This window comes from Paucihalobacter ruber, assembly GCF_006494535.1.
Classification (GTDB): domain Bacteria; phylum Bacteroidota; class Bacteroidia; order Flavobacteriales; family Flavobacteriaceae; genus Paucihalobacter; species Paucihalobacter ruber.
Genome location: NZ_VHIQ01000007.1, coordinates 36,518 through 56,976, shown reverse-complemented (window position 1 = coordinate 56,976; position 20,459 = coordinate 36,518). Strand labels below are relative to the sequence as shown.

General features: G+C 35.8%; 17 protein-coding genes and 1 tRNA gene. 6 read left to right on the top strand and 12 right to left on the bottom strand.

Translation table 11 applies throughout. The annotated features are described in order from the left end of the window. Positions 1-13: 13 nt before the first annotated feature. Genes FJ651_RS13545 through FJ651_RS13525 form a run of 5 tightly spaced genes read right to left on the bottom strand, consistent with a single transcriptional unit; the run spans position 14 to position 5,763 of the window. Positions 14-1,030, bottom strand: coding sequence for a UDP-glucose--hexose-1-phosphate uridylyltransferase (locus tag FJ651_RS13545; RefSeq protein WP_140991081.1), 1,017 nt, complete (start codon positions 1,028-1,030; stop codon positions 14-16). A 10-nt stretch (positions 1,031-1,040) separates the two neighbouring features. Then, positions 1,041-2,192: a galactokinase gene (galK, locus tag FJ651_RS13540; protein WP_140991080.1), complete on the bottom strand. Its 1,152-nt coding sequence runs from the start codon at positions 2,190-2,192 to the stop codon at positions 1,041-1,043. A gap of 2 nt (positions 2,193-2,194) precedes the next feature. Next, positions 2,195-3,841: a solute:sodium symporter family transporter gene (locus FJ651_RS13535; RefSeq protein ID WP_140991079.1), complete on the bottom strand. Its 1,647-nt coding sequence runs from the start codon at positions 3,839-3,841 to the stop codon at positions 2,195-2,197. A 9-nt stretch (positions 3,842-3,850) separates the two neighbouring features. Beyond that, positions 3,851-4,762, bottom strand: a complete 912-nt coding sequence (locus tag FJ651_RS13530) for an aldose 1-epimerase (RefSeq protein ID WP_140991078.1) — start codon at positions 4,760-4,762, stop codon at positions 3,851-3,853. A 2-nt stretch (positions 4,763-4,764) separates the two neighbouring features. After that, entirely contained in the window at positions 4,765-5,763 is a 999-nt protein-coding gene (locus FJ651_RS13525) for a GntR family transcriptional regulator (RefSeq protein ID WP_140991077.1), read from the bottom strand. Positions 5,764-5,866: 103 nt separating this feature from the next. Between FJ651_RS13525 and FJ651_RS13520 the strand changes: the two genes are divergently transcribed. The 3 genes from FJ651_RS13520 to FJ651_RS13510 are packed head-to-tail and all read left to right on the top strand — an operon-like array spanning position 5,867 to position 9,923. Further along, positions 5,867-7,045, top strand: coding sequence for a glycoside hydrolase family 53 protein (locus tag FJ651_RS13520; protein ID WP_140991076.1), 1,179 nt, complete (start codon positions 5,867-5,869; stop codon positions 7,043-7,045). Between the two features lies 1 nt (position 7,046). Further along, positions 7,047-9,482: a DUF4982 domain-containing protein gene (locus FJ651_RS13515; RefSeq protein WP_140991075.1), complete on the top strand. Its 2,436-nt coding sequence runs from the start codon at positions 7,047-7,049 to the stop codon at positions 9,480-9,482. Positions 9,483-9,497: 15 nt separating this feature from the next. Continuing rightward, positions 9,498-9,923, top strand: coding sequence for a DUF4174 domain-containing protein (locus tag FJ651_RS13510; RefSeq protein ID WP_140991074.1), 426 nt, complete (start codon positions 9,498-9,500; stop codon positions 9,921-9,923). 11 nt (positions 9,924-9,934) lie between these two features. On the opposite strand, the gene FJ651_RS13505 is transcribed toward FJ651_RS13510, so the two are convergent. The 7 genes from FJ651_RS13505 to FJ651_RS13475 all read right to left on the bottom strand — a co-directional run bounded on the left by FJ651_RS13505 (position 9,935) and on the right by FJ651_RS13475 (position 15,152). Next, positions 9,935-10,600 (bottom strand): acetyltransferase, encoded by a 666-nt coding sequence (locus FJ651_RS13505; protein WP_140991073.1) that lies wholly within the window; start codon positions 10,598-10,600, stop codon positions 9,935-9,937. Positions 10,601-10,730: 130 nt separating this feature from the next. Next, on the bottom strand, positions 10,731-10,967 hold the full coding sequence (locus FJ651_RS13500) for an acyl carrier protein (protein WP_140991072.1): 237 nt from the start codon (positions 10,965-10,967) through the stop codon (positions 10,731-10,733). A 4-nt stretch (positions 10,968-10,971) separates the two neighbouring features. Beyond that, positions 10,972-12,039 (bottom strand): 3-oxoacyl-ACP synthase III family protein, encoded by a 1,068-nt coding sequence (locus FJ651_RS13495; RefSeq protein WP_140991071.1) that lies wholly within the window; start codon positions 12,037-12,039, stop codon positions 10,972-10,974. After that, positions 12,017-12,268 carry an acyl carrier protein gene (locus FJ651_RS13490; RefSeq protein ID WP_140991070.1) on the bottom strand — a complete coding sequence of 84 codons (252 nt, stop codon included), beginning with the start codon at positions 12,266-12,268 and terminating at the stop codon, positions 12,017-12,019. The genes FJ651_RS13495 and FJ651_RS13490 overlap by 23 nt, the downstream gene beginning before the upstream one ends. 9 nt (positions 12,269-12,277) lie before the next feature. Continuing rightward, positions 12,278-13,135 carry a methionyl-tRNA formyltransferase gene (locus FJ651_RS13485; protein WP_140991069.1) on the bottom strand — a complete coding sequence of 286 codons (858 nt, stop codon included), beginning with the start codon at positions 13,133-13,135 and terminating at the stop codon, positions 12,278-12,280. A gap of 1 nt (position 13,136) precedes the next feature. Next, on the bottom strand, positions 13,137-14,645 hold the full coding sequence (locus FJ651_RS13480) for an amino acid adenylation domain-containing protein (RefSeq protein WP_140991068.1): 1,509 nt from the start codon (positions 14,643-14,645) through the stop codon (positions 13,137-13,139). 425 nt (positions 14,646-15,070) lie between these two features. Then, a tRNA-Leu gene (locus FJ651_RS13475) sits at positions 15,071-15,152 on the bottom strand. Positions 15,153-15,299: 147 nt separating this feature from the next. On the opposite strand from FJ651_RS13475, the gene FJ651_RS13470 reads away from it, so the two are divergent. Genes FJ651_RS13470 through FJ651_RS13460 form a run of 3 tightly spaced genes read left to right on the top strand, consistent with a single transcriptional unit; the run spans position 15,300 to position 20,459 of the window. Then, positions 15,300-15,878: an RNA polymerase sigma-70 factor gene (locus tag FJ651_RS13470; protein WP_140991067.1), complete on the top strand. Its 579-nt coding sequence runs from the start codon at positions 15,300-15,302 to the stop codon at positions 15,876-15,878. A gap of 57 nt (positions 15,879-15,935) precedes the next feature. Continuing rightward, positions 15,936-17,069, top strand: coding sequence for a FecR family protein (locus tag FJ651_RS13465; protein WP_140991066.1), 1,134 nt, complete (start codon positions 15,936-15,938; stop codon positions 17,067-17,069). Positions 17,070-17,078: 9 nt separating this feature from the next. Then, positions 17,079-20,459 carry a SusC/RagA family TonB-linked outer membrane protein gene (locus tag FJ651_RS13460; protein ID WP_140991065.1) on the top strand — a complete coding sequence of 1,127 codons (3,381 nt, stop codon included), beginning with the start codon at positions 17,079-17,081 and terminating at the stop codon, positions 20,457-20,459.

Genomic DNA, 20,459 nt, shown 5'->3' with positions numbered 1-20,459 from the left:
TTAGTGGTTTTATTTATAAACTTTTCAACATTTCAGCGGCACTTTCTGCCGTAATATCACGTTGCGGTGTGCCAAACATTTCGTAACCTACCATAAACTTTTTAACGGTGGCACTACGCAATAATGGCGGATAAAAACTCATATGCCAGTGCCAATGCTCATTGTTTTGGCCGTTGGTAGGCGATTGATGAATCCCTGCTGAATATGGAAATGAGGTATTAAATAATCGATCGTATTTGCGAGTTAAGACTGAAATGGCTTCGGCAAAATTCATACAAGTATCATCATCCATTTCTAAAATGTTTTTGAGGTGATGTCTTGGTACAATCATAGCTTCGTATGGCCAAACTGCCCAAAATGGCACCAAAACTATAAAATGCTTGTTTTCAAAAATGATGCGTTCATTGAGTGCCAATTCTTGTTCTAAATAATCGCCTAATAAACTGCTTCGCTTTTCTTCAAAATAGGCTTTTTGTTGTTGGTCTTTTTTCGCCACCTCATTGGGAATGGTACTCTGACTCCAAATCTGACCATGCGGATGCGGATTACTGCAGCCCATGACATCGCCCTTATTTTCGAAAATTTGCACATGGTTTATTCCTTCCATGTCACCCAGGGTTTTATATTCGTGCTGCCAGGCATTGACCACTTTTTTAATGTCTTCCACAGCCATATCGGGTAAACTCTTGGAGTGATCAGGACTAAAACATACCACTTTACAAATGCCACTTTCGCTTTCGGCGATCATCAATCCGTCCCTCACTTTAAAAGTTGGAGCGTCGGTTTGTAAGGCGGCAAAATCGTTTTCAAATATAAAAACGTCTTTGTATTCCGGATTTTTTTCGCCATTAGCCCTGGTATTTCCGGGGCATAAATAACAACTGGCATCGTGCGCAGGTCGTTGTTCGGCAGCCAGGTCTTCCTGTTTGCCTTGCCAAGGTCTTTTGGTGCGGTGCGGCGATACCAGCACCCATTCACCTGTTAAAATGTTATATCGTCTGTGAGAATATTCTTTTAAGTGTGCATTCATGACTTTATTTTTAAATTGAAACCAATCTTGTTCCCTGAGATAATTTTACCATATATATGGAACAATTGTTTTTAAATTCTTTTTTAAAGGCTTTAGACACCGACTTTTTAAAATGGTCTACCACATCTTCTCTTACCAAATTAATGGTGCAACCACCAAAACCGCCACCCATCATTCTGGCGCCAACAACGCCTTTGGTTGACCTGGCAAAATCAACTAAAAAATCCAGTTCCTCACAACTTACTTTGTACTGTTTGCTTAAACCTTTATGCGACGCATAGAGCAGCTGACCCATCGTTTTTACATCAGAATTTTTAGCTGCTTCTATAAATTCTAAAACCCGATGATTTTCTTGAATAACATACAGCGCTTTTTGATAGTCTGCTTCTGAAAGCTCATCTTTTATTTTAGACAAATCGTCTTCAGAAACGTCTCTTAAGGCCGTTACTTTAAGCATTTCTGAAACTTTTTCACACACAGCTCTTCGATCGTTATAGGCACTTTCAGAGAGATCGTGTTTAACATTAGTATTAATTAAAACCAGTTTATAATTTTTGAAATCTACTTTAAAAGCTTCAGAGGTAATACTTCTGCAATCTAACAACAAAGCACTTTTTTTCTCGCCAAACATGCTGGTGTATTGGTCCATAATACCACAATTGACACCGGCGTAGTTATGTTCGGCTTTTTGAGAAATTAAAATCATTTGCTTTTTTGAAAGTTTTAAATCAAACAATTCGTTTAGTGCAAAAGCCACACTGTTTTCTAAGGCTGCCGAAGAAGACATACCGGCACCACCGGGAATATTCCCCGAAAACACCATGTTAAAATTATTCAGTATAATGCCAAGGTTTTGCATCTCACCAATAACACCTAAAACATAATTGCGCCAGCCGCCGTTTTCCAGTGGTTTTACCTCATTTATATCAAATTCATACAATTCATCTTTATCTAAGGCACCAACTTTAGAAACCGACGCGTGGGATTTTGCTATCGCTACGGCAATGCCTTTATTAATGGCAGCAGGAAATGCATAACCGTCGTTATAATCGGTGTGTTCTCCTATTAAGTTGATTCTTCCCGGTGCGAATACCAACAAGGGTTCGCTTTTGAAGTAATTCTTAAACTTGCTGTAAACTTTTTTAACTATCTTTTTACTCATATCTAAGCGAAATAATAATAAATTAAAATAACCATCAGGGTAATTAAACCACCAACTATGTAAACAGGTTTCCATGGCGTGATATCAACCTGTTTGGTATATTCCTGCACATAGGCTTCTTTTCTTGGATATAGTTTGCCAATAACAAGCATGATGGCAATATTTAAAATGAAAAGAATAGCCATTACATCCAGATAATGTGGATAGGCATCGGCTTTAACAATAGCCAGACTCGCCGCATCGGCGATACCATTGTTGGCGGCATTTGCCAAGGCTTTGTTTACCAAATATGGCTGTAGTAAAAACTGACTTACCACATATAACAAACAACCAGACAACAGCCCTATTTTTGCGGCAATTGCCGGTACCCGTTTGGTGGCAAAACCAACCACAATAATCGTTAAAATAGGAATACTGTAAATACCATTCACCTCTTGCAAATAGTCAAACAAACTTCCTGCTTTTTCAATAAACGGTGCAATACACATCGCAAAAACTGCCAGTAATATCCCAAAGGTTTTACCCTTTCTAACTACCAGACGCTCGCTGGCATTGGCATTAAAATGCTGCTTGTAAATATCTAAACCAAAAAGAGTTACTGAACTATTTAAAGCGCCATTAAAAGAGCTTAAAATAGCACCAAAAAGTACCGCAGCGAAAAAGCCAACAAAAGCTTTTGGCAGCACGGCGTTTACCAACATTGGGTAGGCGCTGTCGGTATTTTCAAGCTGACCTTCAAAAATATGATACGCAATAATTCCGGGCAACACTACAATAATTGGCCCCAGGATTTTTATAAATCCAGCCAAAAGGAGTCCTTTCTGGCCTTCTTGTAAATTTTTCGCCGCCAAAGCCCGTTGAATAATTTGCTGATTGGTACCCCAGTAAAACAGATTAACCAGCATCATCCCGGTGAATAAGGTGTGAAATGGTACAGGATCGGTTTTGGCACCCATCGATTTAAATTTCTCGGGGTTTTCATTCATCAATATGCTGATGCCGTCGAGTAAACTCCCATCGCCTACCATAATTAAACCAAAAACCGGAATTAACAAACCACCGGTGAGTAAACCAATAGCGTTGATAGAATCTGATATTGCCACTGCCTTCAGTCCGCCAAAAACCGCGTAGAAAATACCGGCAATACCAATTAACCAAACACAAATCCAAATAGATTGCGTGTGTGAAATACCTAAGAGTTCGGGTACATTAAACATACCGCTAATGGCCAGCGAACCTGAATACAACACAATAGGCAGTAATACTACCGCATAACCGGTTAGAAATAACGCAGACGTAAGGGTTTTGGTAGTGACATCAAATCTATTCGCCAAAAATTGCGGAATGGTAGTCAACCCACTTTTTAAATATCTGGGCAACAAAAATATAGCTGTTAAAATCATGGCGATAGCCGCTAATGTTTCCCACGCCATTACCGAGATACCACTGGTATAGGCCGAGCCGTTTAATCCAACGATCTGTTCGGTAGATAAATTGGTGAGTAATAACGACCCCGCAATAACGCCGGCGGTTAAACTTCTTCCGCCCAGAAAATAACCATCAGAATTGGTATTGGGTGTGTTTCTGGTTTTTAGATACGCAATGATGGCGACCAGAGCTGTAAACGCGATGAAAGATAAAATTTGCATATGATTTATTTAAGAGTTGGTTTTATTAATTATTAACATCCAGGTTTCGGTATGACTTGCACCGGCTTCGAGAATTTTTAGTCCCAATCCGTTATTAAAGCTATTGGCTGGTGCTGTCATAGGCTCAATGGCAATGACACTTGCATCGGCAGGTGTGTAGATTTGTAAATAATTTGAGGTGTTATCGAGCTTAAGCGTTAGCTGATATTGAGGTGTTTGAAATAACGCTTCATTACTTGCCAGCTCAAAACAATCATCAAAAGATTGATCAAAATTTAAGCTCACCGCTTCAAGACGAGACTTAACTTCTACCGGAATGTTGCGATGGTTATTAATAAGTTGATTTTTAGATTTAAACTGAAGTGATGATTTATTTTTTTCTGAAGTAGAAAAATAAGGATGCCAGCCCAATGCGAATGGAAAAGCATATGCATCGGCATTGGCAACTTTGATTTGACACAAAAATTCATTGCCAAACAATTCATAAGTCAACTCAACTTTAAACTTAAAAGGAAATCCCTCAAAACTGCCATCAGAAACATAATCAAGTTTGACTTCTGCCTTTTCTTTATTTTGAATTCGCTCAACAACATCAAAAGCTTGATTGTAAATTAAGCCATGCAGCGCATTGTGTTCCTTAGTTTGATTACAAGTCAACACATAATCAACATTATTAAAATTATAAACGCCATCTTCTATCCTATTCGGAAACGGAAACAACACCGAAGCTGCATAACTATCGGCATAATCAATACCATCAGGTTCGGTGATAATGGGTATGTTTTCAATAACAAGATTGGTGACTCTGCCGCCTTGGCTCGGTGCAACTTCAAAATATGAATTGAAATCTCCAACCCTCAAAATAGCTTGTTTTTCCTGCGAATTTGACGCGTTGACATTATTACTAACTTCCTTAGGCATCTTTACAAAGATTTTCTAATAATTAAATAATTAGGGTTCTCTATTTGTTTGTGTTCTCCCGAAAAAATCATCTTGGCGAGATTTCTCCCCATTAATTTAAAATCGGTTGAAATGGTGGTAATACCGTCTTCAACCACTTCCTTTAGCATAGTATCGTTATAGGAGATAATGCCAATATCTTCACCTAATTTTAGTCCAACCGACTTTATTTTTTTGATGAGCTTAATCAGGTTTTGATCGTCTAATACCAAATAAACCTCGCCTCTTTGCGGAATCCGTTTTTCTAGACTTGAAATAACTTCATTGGTAATACTCATTTCCTTTTTAAACCTTTGAAATCCGGTGAGCATTCCCAAAGGCTGTTTGGTTTCAGGGAATAATAAAATGAGTTTGTTGTATTTACGAATATGCATTTTAGCTGCGCGAAGACTGCTGTAAATATCCGCTTCGAAGTTTTGATAAACTGCGGGATAATGTTTGAGCTCATCGCTAGTTTGGTCCAGGATAAAAACCTTGTCGTCAGGAAGGTTTGACAGTACAGCCGCCGTATTCTTAAAATTTACCGGCATAATTACATAATAGCTGTAGTTACCTACATTGTCGAAAATAAGTTTGCTAAATAGTTCAAAATTAAAATGATGAAAAAATATATCTACCTGAACATTGTCATCCAAGGTCTCTAGAAAGGAATTATATAAATCTTCCTTAAATGCGTTGAGCTCGTCAAACAGCAAGAATATTTTTTGAGTAACGTTAATGTCGGTACTTTTTACATAATAACCCTTTCCGGCTATGGAATGTACAATCCCCCGTGTTTTTAACTCGTTAAACGCCATTAACACCGTATCTCGTGATAAACCAAATTCATCTTTAATGGTGTTAATAGAAGGCAACTTATCACCTTTTACTAGCTCGCCTGTTTGAATGGCATTTTCTATAGATTTTACAATTTGCTTGTACTTAGGTATATCTAATTTGCTATGTACGGTGACTAGGTTCATTTCGCAAATATATAAAAAACTGGTAGGTACTGGTAGGTTTTATTAAAAATATTTTGTTACTTTTGTAATCAAACACGAATTTTTCTGTTTAATTAACAATCAAATGAACTGTAATTTAAATATTTCCGATTTTATAGCTACTTTGAAAAAAGTTTTTCTTTTGATGTTTTTCTCTGTAATTCTTTTCAATTGTAACACAGATAACAATAAAGAGAACGAACAAATCACCAATCCCGAACCTGACATTTTGTTTTACAAAGGCGCTGATTTATCCTACGTCAATGAAATGGAAGATTGTGGTGCCTTTTATAAAGATGCAAACAACATTACCAAAGACCCTTATCAGATATTTAAAGAAGCAGGTGCCAATTTGGTGAGAATACGACTTTGGCATAATCCTGACTGGACCAACTATTCTAATTTTGAAGACGTTAAACTCAGCATTGCCAGAGCCAAAGAACACAATTTAAATGTATTGTTAGATTTTCATTATTCCGATTCCTGGGCAGACCCGGAAAAACAACAAATTCCTGCCGCCTGGATAGAACACATTCATAATACCGAAGTTTTAGGCGATTCACTTTACAATTACACCCTTACCACCTTAAACAATTTGGCCGATTTAAATCTTACACCAGACATCGTTCAGGTTGGTAATGAAATTAACGCAATGATATTACAGGACGGCGAATTACAATGGCCTATAGATTGGCAACGCAATGCCTTTCTTATCAACAAAGGCATCTCTGCCGTTCGAGACTTCTCCACACAACAACAAAAAGAAGTTGACGTTATGTTACACATTGCTCAACCTGAAAATGCCTTATGGTGGTTTGAACAAGCTTCCGCCAATGCTGTAACCGATTACGACTGGATTGGGTTGTCCTATTATCCCAAATGGTCTACCTACAATTTGAATAATGTAGGCCAAGCCTTATCAACACTTATCAACACTTACAATAAAAAATTAATGGTAGTTGAAACCGCTTACCCATTTACTCTAACCGACGTGGATCAAGCCGGAAATATTTTAGGAACCGATGCCTTAATTGAAGGCTTTCCGGCAACACAACAAGGCCAACAGGATTATTTAACCGCTCTTAGTCAAGCCATTTTTGATGCAGGTGGAAAAGGTGTGGTTTATTGGGAACCTGCTTGGGTCTCTACCGGTTGTTCAACACTTTGGGGGCAAGGATCTCACTGGGATAATGCCACCCTATTCGATCACAATAATAAAACTAATTTGGGAATGCAATTCTATAACTTAAACTTCGCCGAATAACATGCGCAATCTTCCTTTTATATGCTTGATACTTTTAATTTGTTTTGGTTGTGCTGAAAAAATTGAGCCCGAAACCAGAACAGTTATCACCTTAAAAAAAGGATGGAAATTTCAAAAAGGCCAACATCCAAATGCTGTAAATCCATCATTTGATGATTCAACCTGGGAAACAGTAACCGTTCCGCACGATTGGGCTATTTATGGTCCGTTTGATAAAGAAATAGACAAACAAGAAGTAGCTATTATGCAGAATTTTGAATCCGTTGCCACCGAAAAAACAGGCAGAACAGGAGCCCTACCTTACATTGGTGAAGGCTGGTATCGCAATACTTTTTCTGTGCCCAATTTAGACGACAACAAAAAGGTTATCATTCAATTTGATGGTGCCATGAGCGAACCCGAAGTATTTATTAACGGACAAAAAGTTGGTGAATGGAAATACGGTTACGCCTATTTTCATTTTGATATTTCTAAATATGTAAAACCCGAAAATAACCTGATAACCGTTAAACTCAATAACCGCGAACAATCATCACGTTGGTATCCCGGTGCCGGTTTATACAGAAATGTCAAGGTAATTGTAAAGAACAGAGAAAGTATTGACCATTGGGGTACATTTATAACAACACCAATCATCACTAAAGAGCTTGCCAAGGTGAATATAAAAACTAAAGTAACAGGCAATGATCTTAAACTTATTACAACCATTTTTGACGCTAAAGGCAACGTAATTACTGCACAAGAAAGTGAAAGTTTATTCAATAACGAATTCGATCAAAATCTGGCCGTACCAACCCCAAAACTTTGGAGTCCGGATACGCCTTATTTATATACAGCCGTAACCAAACTTTATTCAGGTAATGATTTAAAAGATGAAATAAGCACCAAATTTGGCATTCGAGAGATTAAATTCGACAGACTTACAGGATTTAGTCTTAATGGCGAGATCACCAAATTTAAAGGCGTTTGTTTGCATCACGACTTAGGTCCGCTGGGTGCTGCCATCAATACATCAGCCTTAAGAAGGCAACTTACTATCTTAAAAGATTTAGGCGTTAACGCCATTAGAAGTTCGCACAACATGCCTTCATTAGAGCAATTAGAACTTTGCGATGAAATGGGTTTTATGTTTTTAGCAGAAAGTTTTGACGAGTGGAAAGTCCCAAAAGTTAAGAATGGCTACAATTTATATTTCGACGACTATGCCGAAAAAGATATTGTCAATCTGGTGCACGCCACCCGGAATCATCCAAGCATTGTCATGTGGAGTTCCGGCAACGAAGTCCCCGATCAATGGGGTAGCGAAGGCGTGAAACGCGCCAAATGGTTGCAGGATATTTTTCACAGAGAAGACCCAACCAGACCCGTTACTGTTGGAATGGATCAGGTGAAAGCAGTTATGGAATCGGGGTTTGGTGCTATTATGGATATTCCCGGATTAAATTACCGCGTTCATTTGTATGAAGAAGCCTATGAACGGTTTCCGCAAGGATTTATTTTAGGATCTGAAACTGCTTCAACAGTGAGTTCACGCGGGGTCTACAAATTTCCTGTTGAAAAAGGAAGTATGAAAACTTACGACGATTTACAATCGTCTTCATACGACTTAGAGTATTGCAGTTGGTCTAATTTACCCGAAGACGATTTTATTTTGCAAGATGACAAGCCTTGGGTGTTAGGCGAATTTGTATGGACAGGTTTTGACTATTTAGGCGAACCCACTCCTTACGACGAATTCTGGCCATCAAGAAGCTCATACTTTGGTATTGCCGATTTAGCCGGCTTACCCAAAGATCGTTATTACCTGTACCGAAGTCGTTGGAACACCAAAGAACCAACCCTTCATATATTACCACACTGGAATTGGGAAGGTCGAGAAGGCCAAACCACTCCGGTTTTTGTGTACACCAATTTCAATAGCGCCGAATTATTTGTAAACGGAAAAAGTCAAGGCATACAAACCAAAACCAAAAACGGTTCACCACAAGAACGCTACCGACTCATGTGGATGGACGTTACATACGAGCCCGGAACTTTAAAAGTGATTGCGCTTGACGACAATGGCAAACAGGTAGTAGGAAAAGTTATTAAAACTGCCGGAAAACCCCATAAAATTGTTTTAGAACCAGACGTCACCGTTTTAAAAGCCAATGGTGAAGATTTATCTTTTGTAACCGTTTCGGTTGTTGATGAAAATGGTATTCCCTGTCCTACCGCAAACAATCAACTCAATTTTGAAGTCAGTGGCAACGGCACTTTTAGAGCAGTTTGTAATGGCGATCCAACTTCGTTAGAGTTATTCCACCTGCCAACCATGAAGTTATTCAGCGGGAAACTGGTGGTTTTAGTTCAATCTACAGAAGCAGCCGGCAGTATGGAATTAAAGGTGAGTGGCGAAGGATTGATATCTAGGTCCGTTCAACTTCAATCATTTTAAAAAGTTAAATTCGTTATGAAACAAATAATAGTTATTGCTTTACTAACAATTACAAATATGACAATGAGTGCTCAAAATTTTGAATCACACCAATGGAAGCACAGGCTTGTACTTGTAATCTCAAGCGATGGTGATTCTGAAATCTTTCAAAAACAACTTGAGGAATTGAGTACAGACAGAAAAGGTTTAAAATCGCGAAAACTAATTATTTATAAAATCTTACCGGAAAACCGGCAGATACCCAATAAAGACAACACTTGGGTGTATAATTCAGAACTGTGCGCATCATACACAAAAAGCGGAGAACCCTTTAAAGTAATTTTAATTGGACTTGATGGTGGTATTAAGCTCGAGCAAAACGCGGTATTAACAACGGAAGAATTATTTTCAAAAATTGATGCCATGCCTATGCGACAGAGTGAGCTCAAAAACAATAATTAAAAACTTTAGTTCTATATTGGTTTTGGTATGGCCAAAACCTGTTCTTTATATCTGTAAAACACGGTTGTATCATCTTTTATATTCTTATCAATCATCATTCCGGCTTGTATAACATTATCATTGCCAATTTCTTTACCTGGTATTACCGATGAACGCAAACCAAAATAATTATTGTTTCCAATTTTTACATTACCGGCTATACCTGCTGTCGAGAAAAAATTATTATCCCCAATCACACAATCGTGGCTTATAAAACTATAGGTTGTTAACAAATTATAATTACCAACTTTAGCGTATTTTTCAATTACACAAAAAGGAAAGACTATTGTTCCTATTCCCATATCAATATTCTCAGAAACTATGGCGCTATGATGGATAAAACTGCCTATTTTGGCGTTTTTGGCTTCTAATCTTTCAATCTCTTTTTTTCTAGAATGCACATCCATTATGGCAATTAAGAGTTCTTCACCGGGTTTGGGTTTATATGAAGGAATATCGCACAAAAGAGGCGCTTTAAATTGGTATTTGTCGTAATTATCTGCAGCAACGTTTTTGTAATCTATATACCCCAGAATTTGTATTTGATCTTCGTTTTTAACAAATTCGTTGTGATTTTCAATATAAAATGTGACTTCAGCCGCACAGCCACCTGTTCCAACAATGATTACATTTCTCATAGCTTCATTCCTTTAAATTGGATATCTTTATTTTCTTAGACGCTTGAAATTTTTATTTGTTTAAAAACTCAAAATGTACAATCCTCTCATAATGATAATGACAAAGAGCCACTATCTTACCTTTCATTTATTATTTTAATGAAGGTGTACACTCCTGTTTAATTTCAATTAATTCCTTTAAACCCGAAATTGTCAACGAGTTTTCAATTTCTTCTCTAGTCAATTCAACATGATATTCGTCTGAAACCACTGCTATAATCGACAAAATTGTTAAGGAATCCCAGCTGTCAAAAGCAGTGAGCTCGTCTGTCATTTCTATCGAATCTACTTCTAAAACTTCGGCCATAATGCCCTTAAATTTTTCCATAACACTATTTATAATTGATTAATTCACAAAACATCAATTTATCCATGCGCATTATTAAAGCGGCCCAATTTAAACCGGTTCCGAAGCCTGCCATACACACTAAAAATGACTCGTTGACTAATGTATCTCCTAAATTATATGTAATTGCCGTTGGGACAGAAACGCCACTGGCATTGCCAAAATTTTCTACAATATTATCAGGCATTTTAGCATAAGGTACTCCAATTTTATCGGCTAGTTTTCTTAGCATAAATCTATTGGGTTGATGAAACAGATAATAATCAATATCATCTTTATTATAACCTGATTTCTGGAGAAGATTTTCAATCATAGGTGGAACCTCTCGTTGTACAAAATTAAAAACCTCATCACCTTTCATTTTTAAATTATCTAACGATCTAAGATTTCCTGACTGATCTTCTTTTAATTCTGACGTTTCGTTGCTGGATGGCATCTTAAATGCGCCGGCAGGTATTATTAAAGCCTCCGCACCTGTTCCGTCTACCTTAACTGCTCCAAATATGTTTGTGTTATTGTTATCATTTTCAATAATTGTTATGGAGGCACCATCGCCAATGATGGGGTTGCTATTTCTATCGCGATTTGATACTTTTTGGCTTAGAATATCTGCATTTAATAATACAACTTTATTAATTTCCTCTTGCTCCAGCAACATAAATGCCTGATTAAGGCCAACAATATAACCAGAACAGCCTTGATTAATATCCATACACACCATATCCTGTTTTAGATCTAGTTTACCATGAATAACGTGACTGGTAGGCGGCATAAAATAATCTGGAGACTGAGTCACCAAAACCATGGCATCAATATCTTCCTTCTTGAGCAGATTCTTTTCAAAAAGATAATTCAATCCAAAAATGCATAAATCTGAACACGTTGTACCCTCTTTAATTACCCTTCGCTTATCGTAACCCATAACCAATTTAAGTTTCATTGATTGGCTCTTCGAGAAATTATAGTTATCCAATTCATCTTCAAACTTTATCTCTTTTTCTGGCAGAACGGTTAGAATTCCGGATATTCTTTTATTCTTGAATTTTAAGTTCATTTTTTACTCCATTTTTAATTAGGATCGCAAGTATGCTATCGATACTTGAAAAATTTTCAGGTATAATATCCATACCATCAATTGAAATATTGTAATGTTCATCTAAGGCTGCTACCAACTGTACGACATCGAAAGAATCCAGTAAGCCTTCTGCTATAAAATTTGATGATTCTTTAAAATCAAATTCAGGTCTAATTTCAGATAATTGCTGTAGTATTTTGTCCTTCATGATATGCTTTTAATTATTAATCTTGCTATATTTATTTACAATAAGACTCCCATCACTAAATTTTATTAGCATTCCCAAATCGGCATCGAGATACAGGTTATTAGCACCATATTTAGTCTGTATTTCATTGTTTAACGCTTTTGAAGCTTTAATGGCACTCCGGATCTTGTAGCCATTTAATTGCGCACCGTAATAAGGCTCTGAAACGCCTCTTATAAGATTATAAGCAGCATCGCAACCCTTTTGAAGTTCTATATTACACTGCGTTTCTTGTAGTTTTCCATAATAGCTTCCCTCTGATGGGTTTTGCAAAACAGGTGTTATTTTTTTCGCCATTATTAATTCAATAGCATCTTTTACAATATGTTTATACGTTGCTAACATTTTTTGTTGCAAGCTTGCAACGTGCATATCAGGTTCAATTTTAATTTTTTGCTGAAGAATAATATTTCCTGTATCTATCCCTTCGTTTATAAAATGAACTGTTATTCCGGTTTCATCATCACCATTGATAATTGGCCAATGTTGGGGAGACAACCCTCGGTAATGAGGTAACAAAGAAGGATGTAAATTGATACATCCAAGAAGTGGTATATTGATAATATTTTTCTTTAGAACTTTTTCAAAATGACACACCACAATTAATTCCGGTTTAAGACTTTTAATAATAGCCTCATTATCTGTTGAATTAATATCATTTACCCTATAAAATTCAATTTGATGTTTTTTACAAATTAATTCCAATCGGGCGTGAATATGATTTTGATACATTGGGCAAAATACAGCCATTATTTGATGCCCATCAAAAATTAGAGACTCAACAACATGAGCGCTAAAGGTGTCTTCCCCAAAAAAAACTAGTTTCATATTAAATTGTTTTTTCTAGTAAAACTCTATCTATTTTTCCGCTCATGGTTAAGGGCAGTTGCTCTGTTTTAATATATTTTGTTGGTATCATATATTTAGACAGTACTGAAGTAAGTTTTATTCTAAAATCTTTAACGGAAATTTCGGTTGTAGATTCATAAAATAAAACAAGCTCTTTAGCTTTATGATCATATACAACACAAGCATTTATAGAATCGAATGTACTTAAAATCGCATGTTCAATTTCACCCAATTCAATCCTATAGCCCAAATGCTTTATTTGTCGATCTTTTCTTCCAACGTAAATAATCTCGCCAGACGCATCTGTAAAAACAATATCGCCGGTTCGATATATTTTTTCAGGATAAAAATTATTTAATGGGTTCTGTACAAAAACGGCATCTGTTTTTTCAAAATTGTTCCAATAACCTAAGGCGAGCGAAGTACCTCTTACGCAGAGTTCTCCGAATTCATTTTGACTACAAATTTCATTCTGATCATTTAAAATAATGATGTCGGTATTTTTACAAGGTTTACCTATTGGTAAGACGTCATTGTCTTTAAAAGTTCTGTCGATAATATAATAGGTGCAATCAACAGTGATTTCTGTAGGTCCATAAAGATTGGCGAATAAGACGTCTTTATCTAAATTATTAATCCAATAATTTAAGTGTTTAGTAGACATTACCTCACCTGCAAATAAGACTTTTCTAAGAGATCTAATTTTTACCGATTCAAGAAGTTTTAAATTGGCAATATTAATTAATACAGAAGGTACCCAAAACACAAAATTGATGTGATTCAATTCTAAAAATTCTAAAAGTTTTGCAGGAAACATAAACAGTTGCTCCGGCACGATTTGAAGCTCAGCGCCCGTAAACATCATGAGATATAAGTCTAGCGTTGAGTTATCAAAAATAAAGGGCGCTTGATTACCGATAATTTCCTTATCTGTAATATCAAAAGTATCAATTGCCCAATTGATGTAATTAAAAATAGATCTATGCGAAATAGCCACCCCTTTGGGGACACCAGTTGATCCAGAAGTATGTATAATATAAGCAGGATCGGTGTCAATGCAATGAATGTAATTAAAACTGTTGGTTTCACTCTGCAACCAATCAATGGTATCAATATTAATAATTTGAACATTTAAATTACAGGCCGATAATTTATTAAAATAGGCGTTATTGGTAATTACAGCGACAGGCTGTAAAACATTGATAACAGATTGGATTCTATTTTCAGGATTTTTAACATCTAGTGGTGCATAACAATTACCACTATACAAAATGGCGATAAATGCAACGACAGCATCATTACCTTTTGGCAAAAAAACAGCAATTGGGAGATTGATTGACTCTGATTGTTTTGAGATAAATCCAGCCAATTGCTGTGCGCTTTGCTTGAGTTCACTAAAACTTAGCCGTGACTCTCCATCACCAATAGCCGTTTTATCCGGGAATAAATCGACTGTGTTTTCAAAATATGATATAAGATTAATGTGCATTGACTGTTATGATTAGTTAAATTGGAAATACGAGCGCAACTTTAAACTTTTACAATAACATTGCCTAACAAAGTTATCTTCAAAAACTCATGTAATCAATGATATTAGTCATTTCGAGAAAAGAAATCTGCAGGTTCAAAGGGGCTTAGAAAACGTTGCATGAAGTAAAAATTCTAGAGACTGTTTTAAGAACTCAAGCTTTAGTTTAGTAGGTAGAAATGGCTGCCAGAAAGGCCTATTATTTGACTTAACTAAATGATTTTATAAACAAAAAAACGCCACCCGACAAGAGCAACGTTCTTTTTAAAGTTGTGCGGGCGGGGAGACTTACTTCGACTTCGCTCAGCATAAACTTCTCGTCTCCCCGCTTATTTCAATTAAACAAAAAACGCTACCCTATTAGAATAACGTTCTTCTTAAGTTTGTGCGGGCGGGGAGACTCGAACTCCCACACCTCGCGGCACCAGATCCTAAGTCTGGCGTGTCTACCAATTCCACCACGCCCGCGTAGACTTTCCGAAAATATCGGGCTGCAAATATAAACAATAGTTTGAATTTATATAATATTTTTATTTCTAGTTTTTTTTTTGGAGTTTTGGATGATGCAAAATGATAATTTAAAAATTAGTCAAAATAACGGCTCAATTTTCATATATGAGTACATATAATCCTCACACGAATGAAAATGACATTTTCTTAAATTTTAAGAAAGGACAGGAGCGCGCGTTTGATTTTTATTTTAATAATTACTACTCAAGAATTGTTGGATTTTGTATACAGTTTCTTAAAGATGAAGATAAATCTAAAAGTATAGCTCAAGAAGCCTTCATTCACCTTTGGAAGAGTAAAGAAACCATTAATACGCCCGCAGGAATAAAGTCTTTTTTATATACCTCAGCAAAATCAAATTGCCTGAATATTTTAAGGCATGAAATTGTAAAACAAAAAAGTAAGAGTATAATAATACATAATTATGAAAATCAATTAAATATTGATATTCTTGAATCGTTTAAATTTGATTCTGCTACATTGAGTGAACTAGAATCAAAGATTAATCACTGCATAGAAAATTTGCCGGAGCCCACTAAAACCATTTTCATTAAAAAAAGAATTGAAAATTTAAAAAATGCTGAGATTGCAAGTATTTTAAATTTATCTATTAAGTCTATTGAAGCTCACATGACTAAAGCTCTAAAATATTTTAGAATTGAATTAGCAGATTATTTATCTTAAATATTTTCTTAGGGTTTTTATCGATGTAGGTTTACTAAAAGAAACACCAATTAACAAGTGATTAATAAACTTATATACAAGTATCTTCGTTTTAAGACTAGCGAAAAAGAAACCGCACAATTATTTGAGTGGATCAATAAATCCGAAAAAAACAAACAAACATTTATTAAGCTAAAGCAATCTTGGGCCATAAATAGTAATTACAAATATGAGGCGAAAGAATTAGCAAAAGTTAAAAAAGCAGTTGGCTTTAAAACTGCTGAAAATTATTATCAAAGAACTATTTTAAAGTATGCAGCGGTTATAATTTTATTTTTAGCCATTGGTGGTATTGTTTTTAATTCGATTATAAAAACACAAAAGCCTGAAATTAATAGCTTCGTTACCATTAGCTTAGAAGATGGTAAAAACATCATAATACCTGAAAACACCATTAATCAGGTTTTAAATTTTAACAACAGTCACAAAGCTACTTTAAATGACAAGAAGCTTGAATATTCAAATAAAACAACCCCGAATAAATACGAGATGCACACCATAAATGTGCCTTTTGGAAAAACTTTTGAAGTGGTGCTTGAAGATGGCACGCTAGTTCATCTTAATTCCGGATCGTCATTAACTTATCCTTCTTATTTTGAAGAAAAAAGCAATAGAGAAGTTCTGCTTACAGGTGAAGCCTATTTTGAAGTAAAACAAGACTTTGGAAGACCTTTTTTGGTTAAAACTACATCTGTAGAGATCTTGGTTACTGGCACCAAATTTAATATTTCTGCCTATGGCGACGATAAAATTACTCAAGCTTCTTTATTAGAAGGATCAATAAACGTTATCAACGAAAACAACCGTAAAAAAGATACGGTAAACCTATCACCCGGTTTTGGCTATAAATGGGATAAAGAAAACCAATCATCAACTATTATTGAAATACTTCCTTCAGAATGTATTTCGTGGATGGAAGGAGAATTAGTATTTAAAGACACCGACTTTAAAAATTTAATAACTAAATTAGAACGAAACTATAATATTTCAATAGAAATAAATTACCCTTTTTTAGAAGATCAAAAATTTACTGGGAAATTTAAAACCAACGAACTTTCAATAGCTGATATTCTAAAGATTATAAGTATTGATACCGATTTTACTTTTGAAATTAATGGCAAAAAAATAAGTATAAATGCACCCGGTTTATAACTAATTTAAATGACAAACAATTCAATACATAACCAATCAATCAAACTTCACAAAAAGACAATTACATCTTTTATGGTGTTGTTTATGCTAAGCATAAGTTCGTTTGCCTATAATCAAAACGCAAAAATTAGTATTAATCTTATTGACCAACCGCTTTTCAAAATAATCAAGGAAATTGAGCAACAATCCTCTTACAGAGTGGTCTACAATTCTCAAAAAATTAACGACCGGGAAAAATTAACTGTCAAGATTAGCGATTTAACACTCGAGGAAACGCTTAGTGCAGTATTTAAAAATACGAATATAGATTATGTGATTTTAAATAATCAAATCTTATTAACCCAAAGTAACAAGAATTCAACAACTTCCGCTATTAAACAAGAAACTGAAAGGCTTATCACCGGTAAAGTCTACAGTACCGCAGATAACATGCCTTTAGCCGGCGCAACAGTATTAATCAAGGGTAGTTCACGAGGTGCTGTAACAAATTTTGATGGTGAATTTACCTACTTAGTAAAAGGCAACAATATTCCAGAATTGATATTAGAAATAAAATATCTGGGAATGAAAACATTGGAACAAAGAATTGGCAATAATTCAGAGTTTATTATTTATCTGGAAGAATCAGCAGATCAATTAGATCAAGTGGTTATTACCTCATCTTACGGAACAAAAACCTCAAAACAAGAAATTGTTGGTAGTATTGCTACCCTTAGATCTGAAGACATCGCGGTTGAACAAGCTTCAGAAAGTATAGATAAAATTGTAACCGGACAAATTGCAGGAGTGTTAATTGAAAATACTTCGGGCGTGGGCGGTCCTGTTAGAATTGATATTCGTGGTCAAGGCTCACTAACCCCATTAGGTAATCCTAACTTAGGCACTTCAACTCAACCATTAATTATAATTGATGGGGTTATCATAGCAGAATCGGTTACCATCGATAACAATTTTTTTGACGGACAAGGTGCGCTTTCTGAAGATTTATCAAATCCGTTGTCACAAATATCTGCTGAAAACATCGAGAGCTTTACGGTTTTAAAAGACGCTGCTGCTGTAAGTATTTACGGTGCAGATGGCGCCAACGGCGTTATTTTGATTACCACAAAAAGAGGAAAAAAAGGTGCCGCAAAGTATAACTTTTCTACCCAAATTGGCTTGTCTTCGGCAATTAACCAAATAAAGTATTTGAACGGCGAGCAGTATACACAACTGCGTAATGAATATTTAACAAATACAGGACAGCAAACAATCGACTTCAATGGTGTTGACACTGATTGGTTTAATTTACTCAACGGAACAGGTGAATTTAAACGTTATAATTTTAACGTTTCGGGAGGCTCAAATAATTTTACTTACAGGGCAAGTATTAATCATTTAAATATTGATGAAGCACAAATTGGCAATAATACCAAACAATATAATCTCGGCATAAATTTGGGTTACAAAGTAAATAAGTTAAATATGCAATTATCTATGTCGCCTAGTTTTATTAGGAAAGACGCCCCGAATATTTATTTTAATTTTGCCCTTCCGCCAACTTTATCGCCTTTTAATGACGATGGAACCTTTGCTCTATTGGGAATACAAGGTTTGGGTAATCCCTTGGCCGCTGTTGAACAAAACAAAAATATTGCAGATACATATGGACTTATAGGAAGTTTTTCCGTTAATTACAATATTTCAAATGCTCTAAGAGTCTATACCCTATTTGGTATAGATTACAAAACTAGAGAACAAGACCGCTATTTTTCCGGGCTAAATGAAAGTGGTCAGTTAAATGGCACCTTCACACTTGATGGCGTGACTTATCCGGCTTGGGGCAGACGACTACTTAATAACCGAGAAACCACTAAGTGGAACTGGCAGGGACAATTGCTTTACGACACTCAGTTTGGCGAACATCACAGCTTTGGAGCAATCACGGGAGTGGAATTATCTGAAGAAAAAACAGATTTCGGATATGCTTCCGGGAGGGGTTTTGTAAACCCTAATGTTATCAATAATGTGGAAGATGCTCTACAGGATGACAACCCTAATACAACACAAGATGAAACAAGATCGCTGCAAAATTTTCAACAAGATATTAATTATAATTCCAGGGTTTCGGCCTTTGCTCAATTCAATTATAACTATAAAGGAAAGTATTTTTTGCTTGCCAATATTCGTCGAGATGAAAGCTCTGTATTTGGCGTAGATACAAATGTGGCTCTTAATGGCGGAGCGGGAATAAGCTGGATCTTAACAAATGAAGATTTTCTGGCAAATAGTTCTTGGATTGATTTTTTAAAGCTTAAACTTAGTTATGGCTCTACAGGTAATTCTAGAATTGGGTCTTATCGTTCCAGAGGGCTTTATATAGTATCTCAAAATGGCTATAATGGTGGCATTAGCGCAACACCAAGTGCAGCACCTAATGGTAACTTAAGCTGGGAGACCAACAATAAATTTAACGCAGGAGTAGAGTGGAATATATTTAAGAAAATAAGTTTGGGGCTTGACGTATATCACGACGATATTCAGGATCTTATTACTTCACGCAGTATTCCTAATGAAACAGGTTATACCTCCATACAGTTAAACGCTGCAAGTATGTATAACAGAGGTATCGAATTTTCAACTAATATAAAATTATTTGAAAAAGAAAACTTTAAGTGGAATGCCTCATTCAATATTGCAACTTTAGAAAACAAGGTCACTGATCTTATTGGTGCCGGAAGTGCCTTCTCCGGTTCTGAACGTGCCTTGTCTCAGCAAATAGGATTTAGCACTTCAACCATATGGGGTGTAAAATGGGCAGGTATAGATCCTGCAACCGGACGAAATCTAGTAGAAAGACAAGGCGAAATTTATGATGCAGCTACTTACACCAGCCTATTTGGAAATACAGATTGGGTGCCTATTGGAGACAGACAAGCAGATGCTTTTGGGGGCTTTTCAACAACCTTTATTTTTTTTAAGCAACTTACACTAGCCATAAGAGGATCTTATCAAATTGGCGGTGATTTTTTAATTCAAGACGAACTAGTAGACCAATACCGAATTTCAGTAAACCGAAACATGTCTGTTAACGCACTGGATTATTGGTCGGCTCCTGGAGATATTGCAATCAATCCACTCGTAATTAACAATAATCCTATCATTCCTAATTTAAGTAAATTTGTTTACGACAATACCTACCTAAAACTAAACAATATCAATCTAAACTATAATATCCCATTAAAAAAGGAACAGTTGTTTATAGATAACCTTTCTGTCTTTATTGATGCCACTAACGTGGCTTATTGGTACAAACAAAAAAGTCCGGTAGACCGGAATGGTATAAGAGAGTTTAGATTTTTGTACCCGCAAAACAGAACTATTTCACTGGGATTAAATGCTAGATTTTAA

Bases quoted from the DNA above. Each gene is read 5' to 3' on its own strand.
- FJ651_RS13545 (WP_140991081.1), bottom strand. From the start codon at position 1,030: ATGAATGCACACTTAAAAGAATATTCTCACAGACGATATAACATTTTA.
- galK (WP_140991080.1), bottom strand. From the start codon at position 2,192: ATGAGTAAAAAGATAGTTAAAAAAGTTTACAGCAAGTTTAAGAATTAC.
- FJ651_RS13535 (WP_140991079.1), bottom strand. From the start codon at position 3,841: ATGCAAATTTTATCTTTCATCGCGTTTACAGCTCTGGTCGCCATCATT.
- FJ651_RS13530 (WP_140991078.1), bottom strand. From the start codon at position 4,762: ATGCCTAAGGAAGTTAGTAATAATGTCAACGCGTCAAATTCGCAGGAA.
- FJ651_RS13525 (WP_140991077.1), bottom strand. From the start codon at position 5,763: ATGAACCTAGTCACCGTACATAGCAAATTAGATATACCTAAGTACAAG.
- FJ651_RS13520 (WP_140991076.1), top strand. From the start codon at position 5,867: ATGAACTGTAATTTAAATATTTCCGATTTTATAGCTACTTTGAAAAAA.
- FJ651_RS13515 (WP_140991075.1), top strand. From the start codon at position 7,047: ATGCGCAATCTTCCTTTTATATGCTTGATACTTTTAATTTGTTTTGGT.
- FJ651_RS13510 (WP_140991074.1), top strand. From the start codon at position 9,498: ATGAAACAAATAATAGTTATTGCTTTACTAACAATTACAAATATGACA.
- FJ651_RS13505 (WP_140991073.1), bottom strand. From the start codon at position 10,600: ATGAGAAATGTAATCATTGTTGGAACAGGTGGCTGTGCGGCTGAAGTC.
- FJ651_RS13500 (WP_140991072.1), bottom strand. From the start codon at position 10,967: ATGGAAAAATTTAAGGGCATTATGGCCGAAGTTTTAGAAGTAGATTCG.
- FJ651_RS13495 (WP_140991071.1), bottom strand. From the start codon at position 12,039: ATGAACTTAAAATTCAAGAATAAAAGAATATCCGGAATTCTAACCGTT.
- FJ651_RS13490 (WP_140991070.1), bottom strand. From the start codon at position 12,268: ATGAAGGACAAAATACTACAGCAATTATCTGAAATTAGACCTGAATTT.
- FJ651_RS13485 (WP_140991069.1), bottom strand. From the start codon at position 13,135: ATGAAACTAGTTTTTTTTGGGGAAGACACCTTTAGCGCTCATGTTGTT.
- FJ651_RS13480 (WP_140991068.1), bottom strand. From the start codon at position 14,645: ATGCACATTAATCTTATATCATATTTTGAAAACACAGTCGATTTATTC.
- FJ651_RS13470 (WP_140991067.1), top strand. From the start codon at position 15,300: ATGAGTACATATAATCCTCACACGAATGAAAATGACATTTTCTTAAAT.
- FJ651_RS13460 (WP_140991065.1), top strand. From the start codon at position 17,079: ATGACAAACAATTCAATACATAACCAATCAATCAAACTTCACAAAAAG.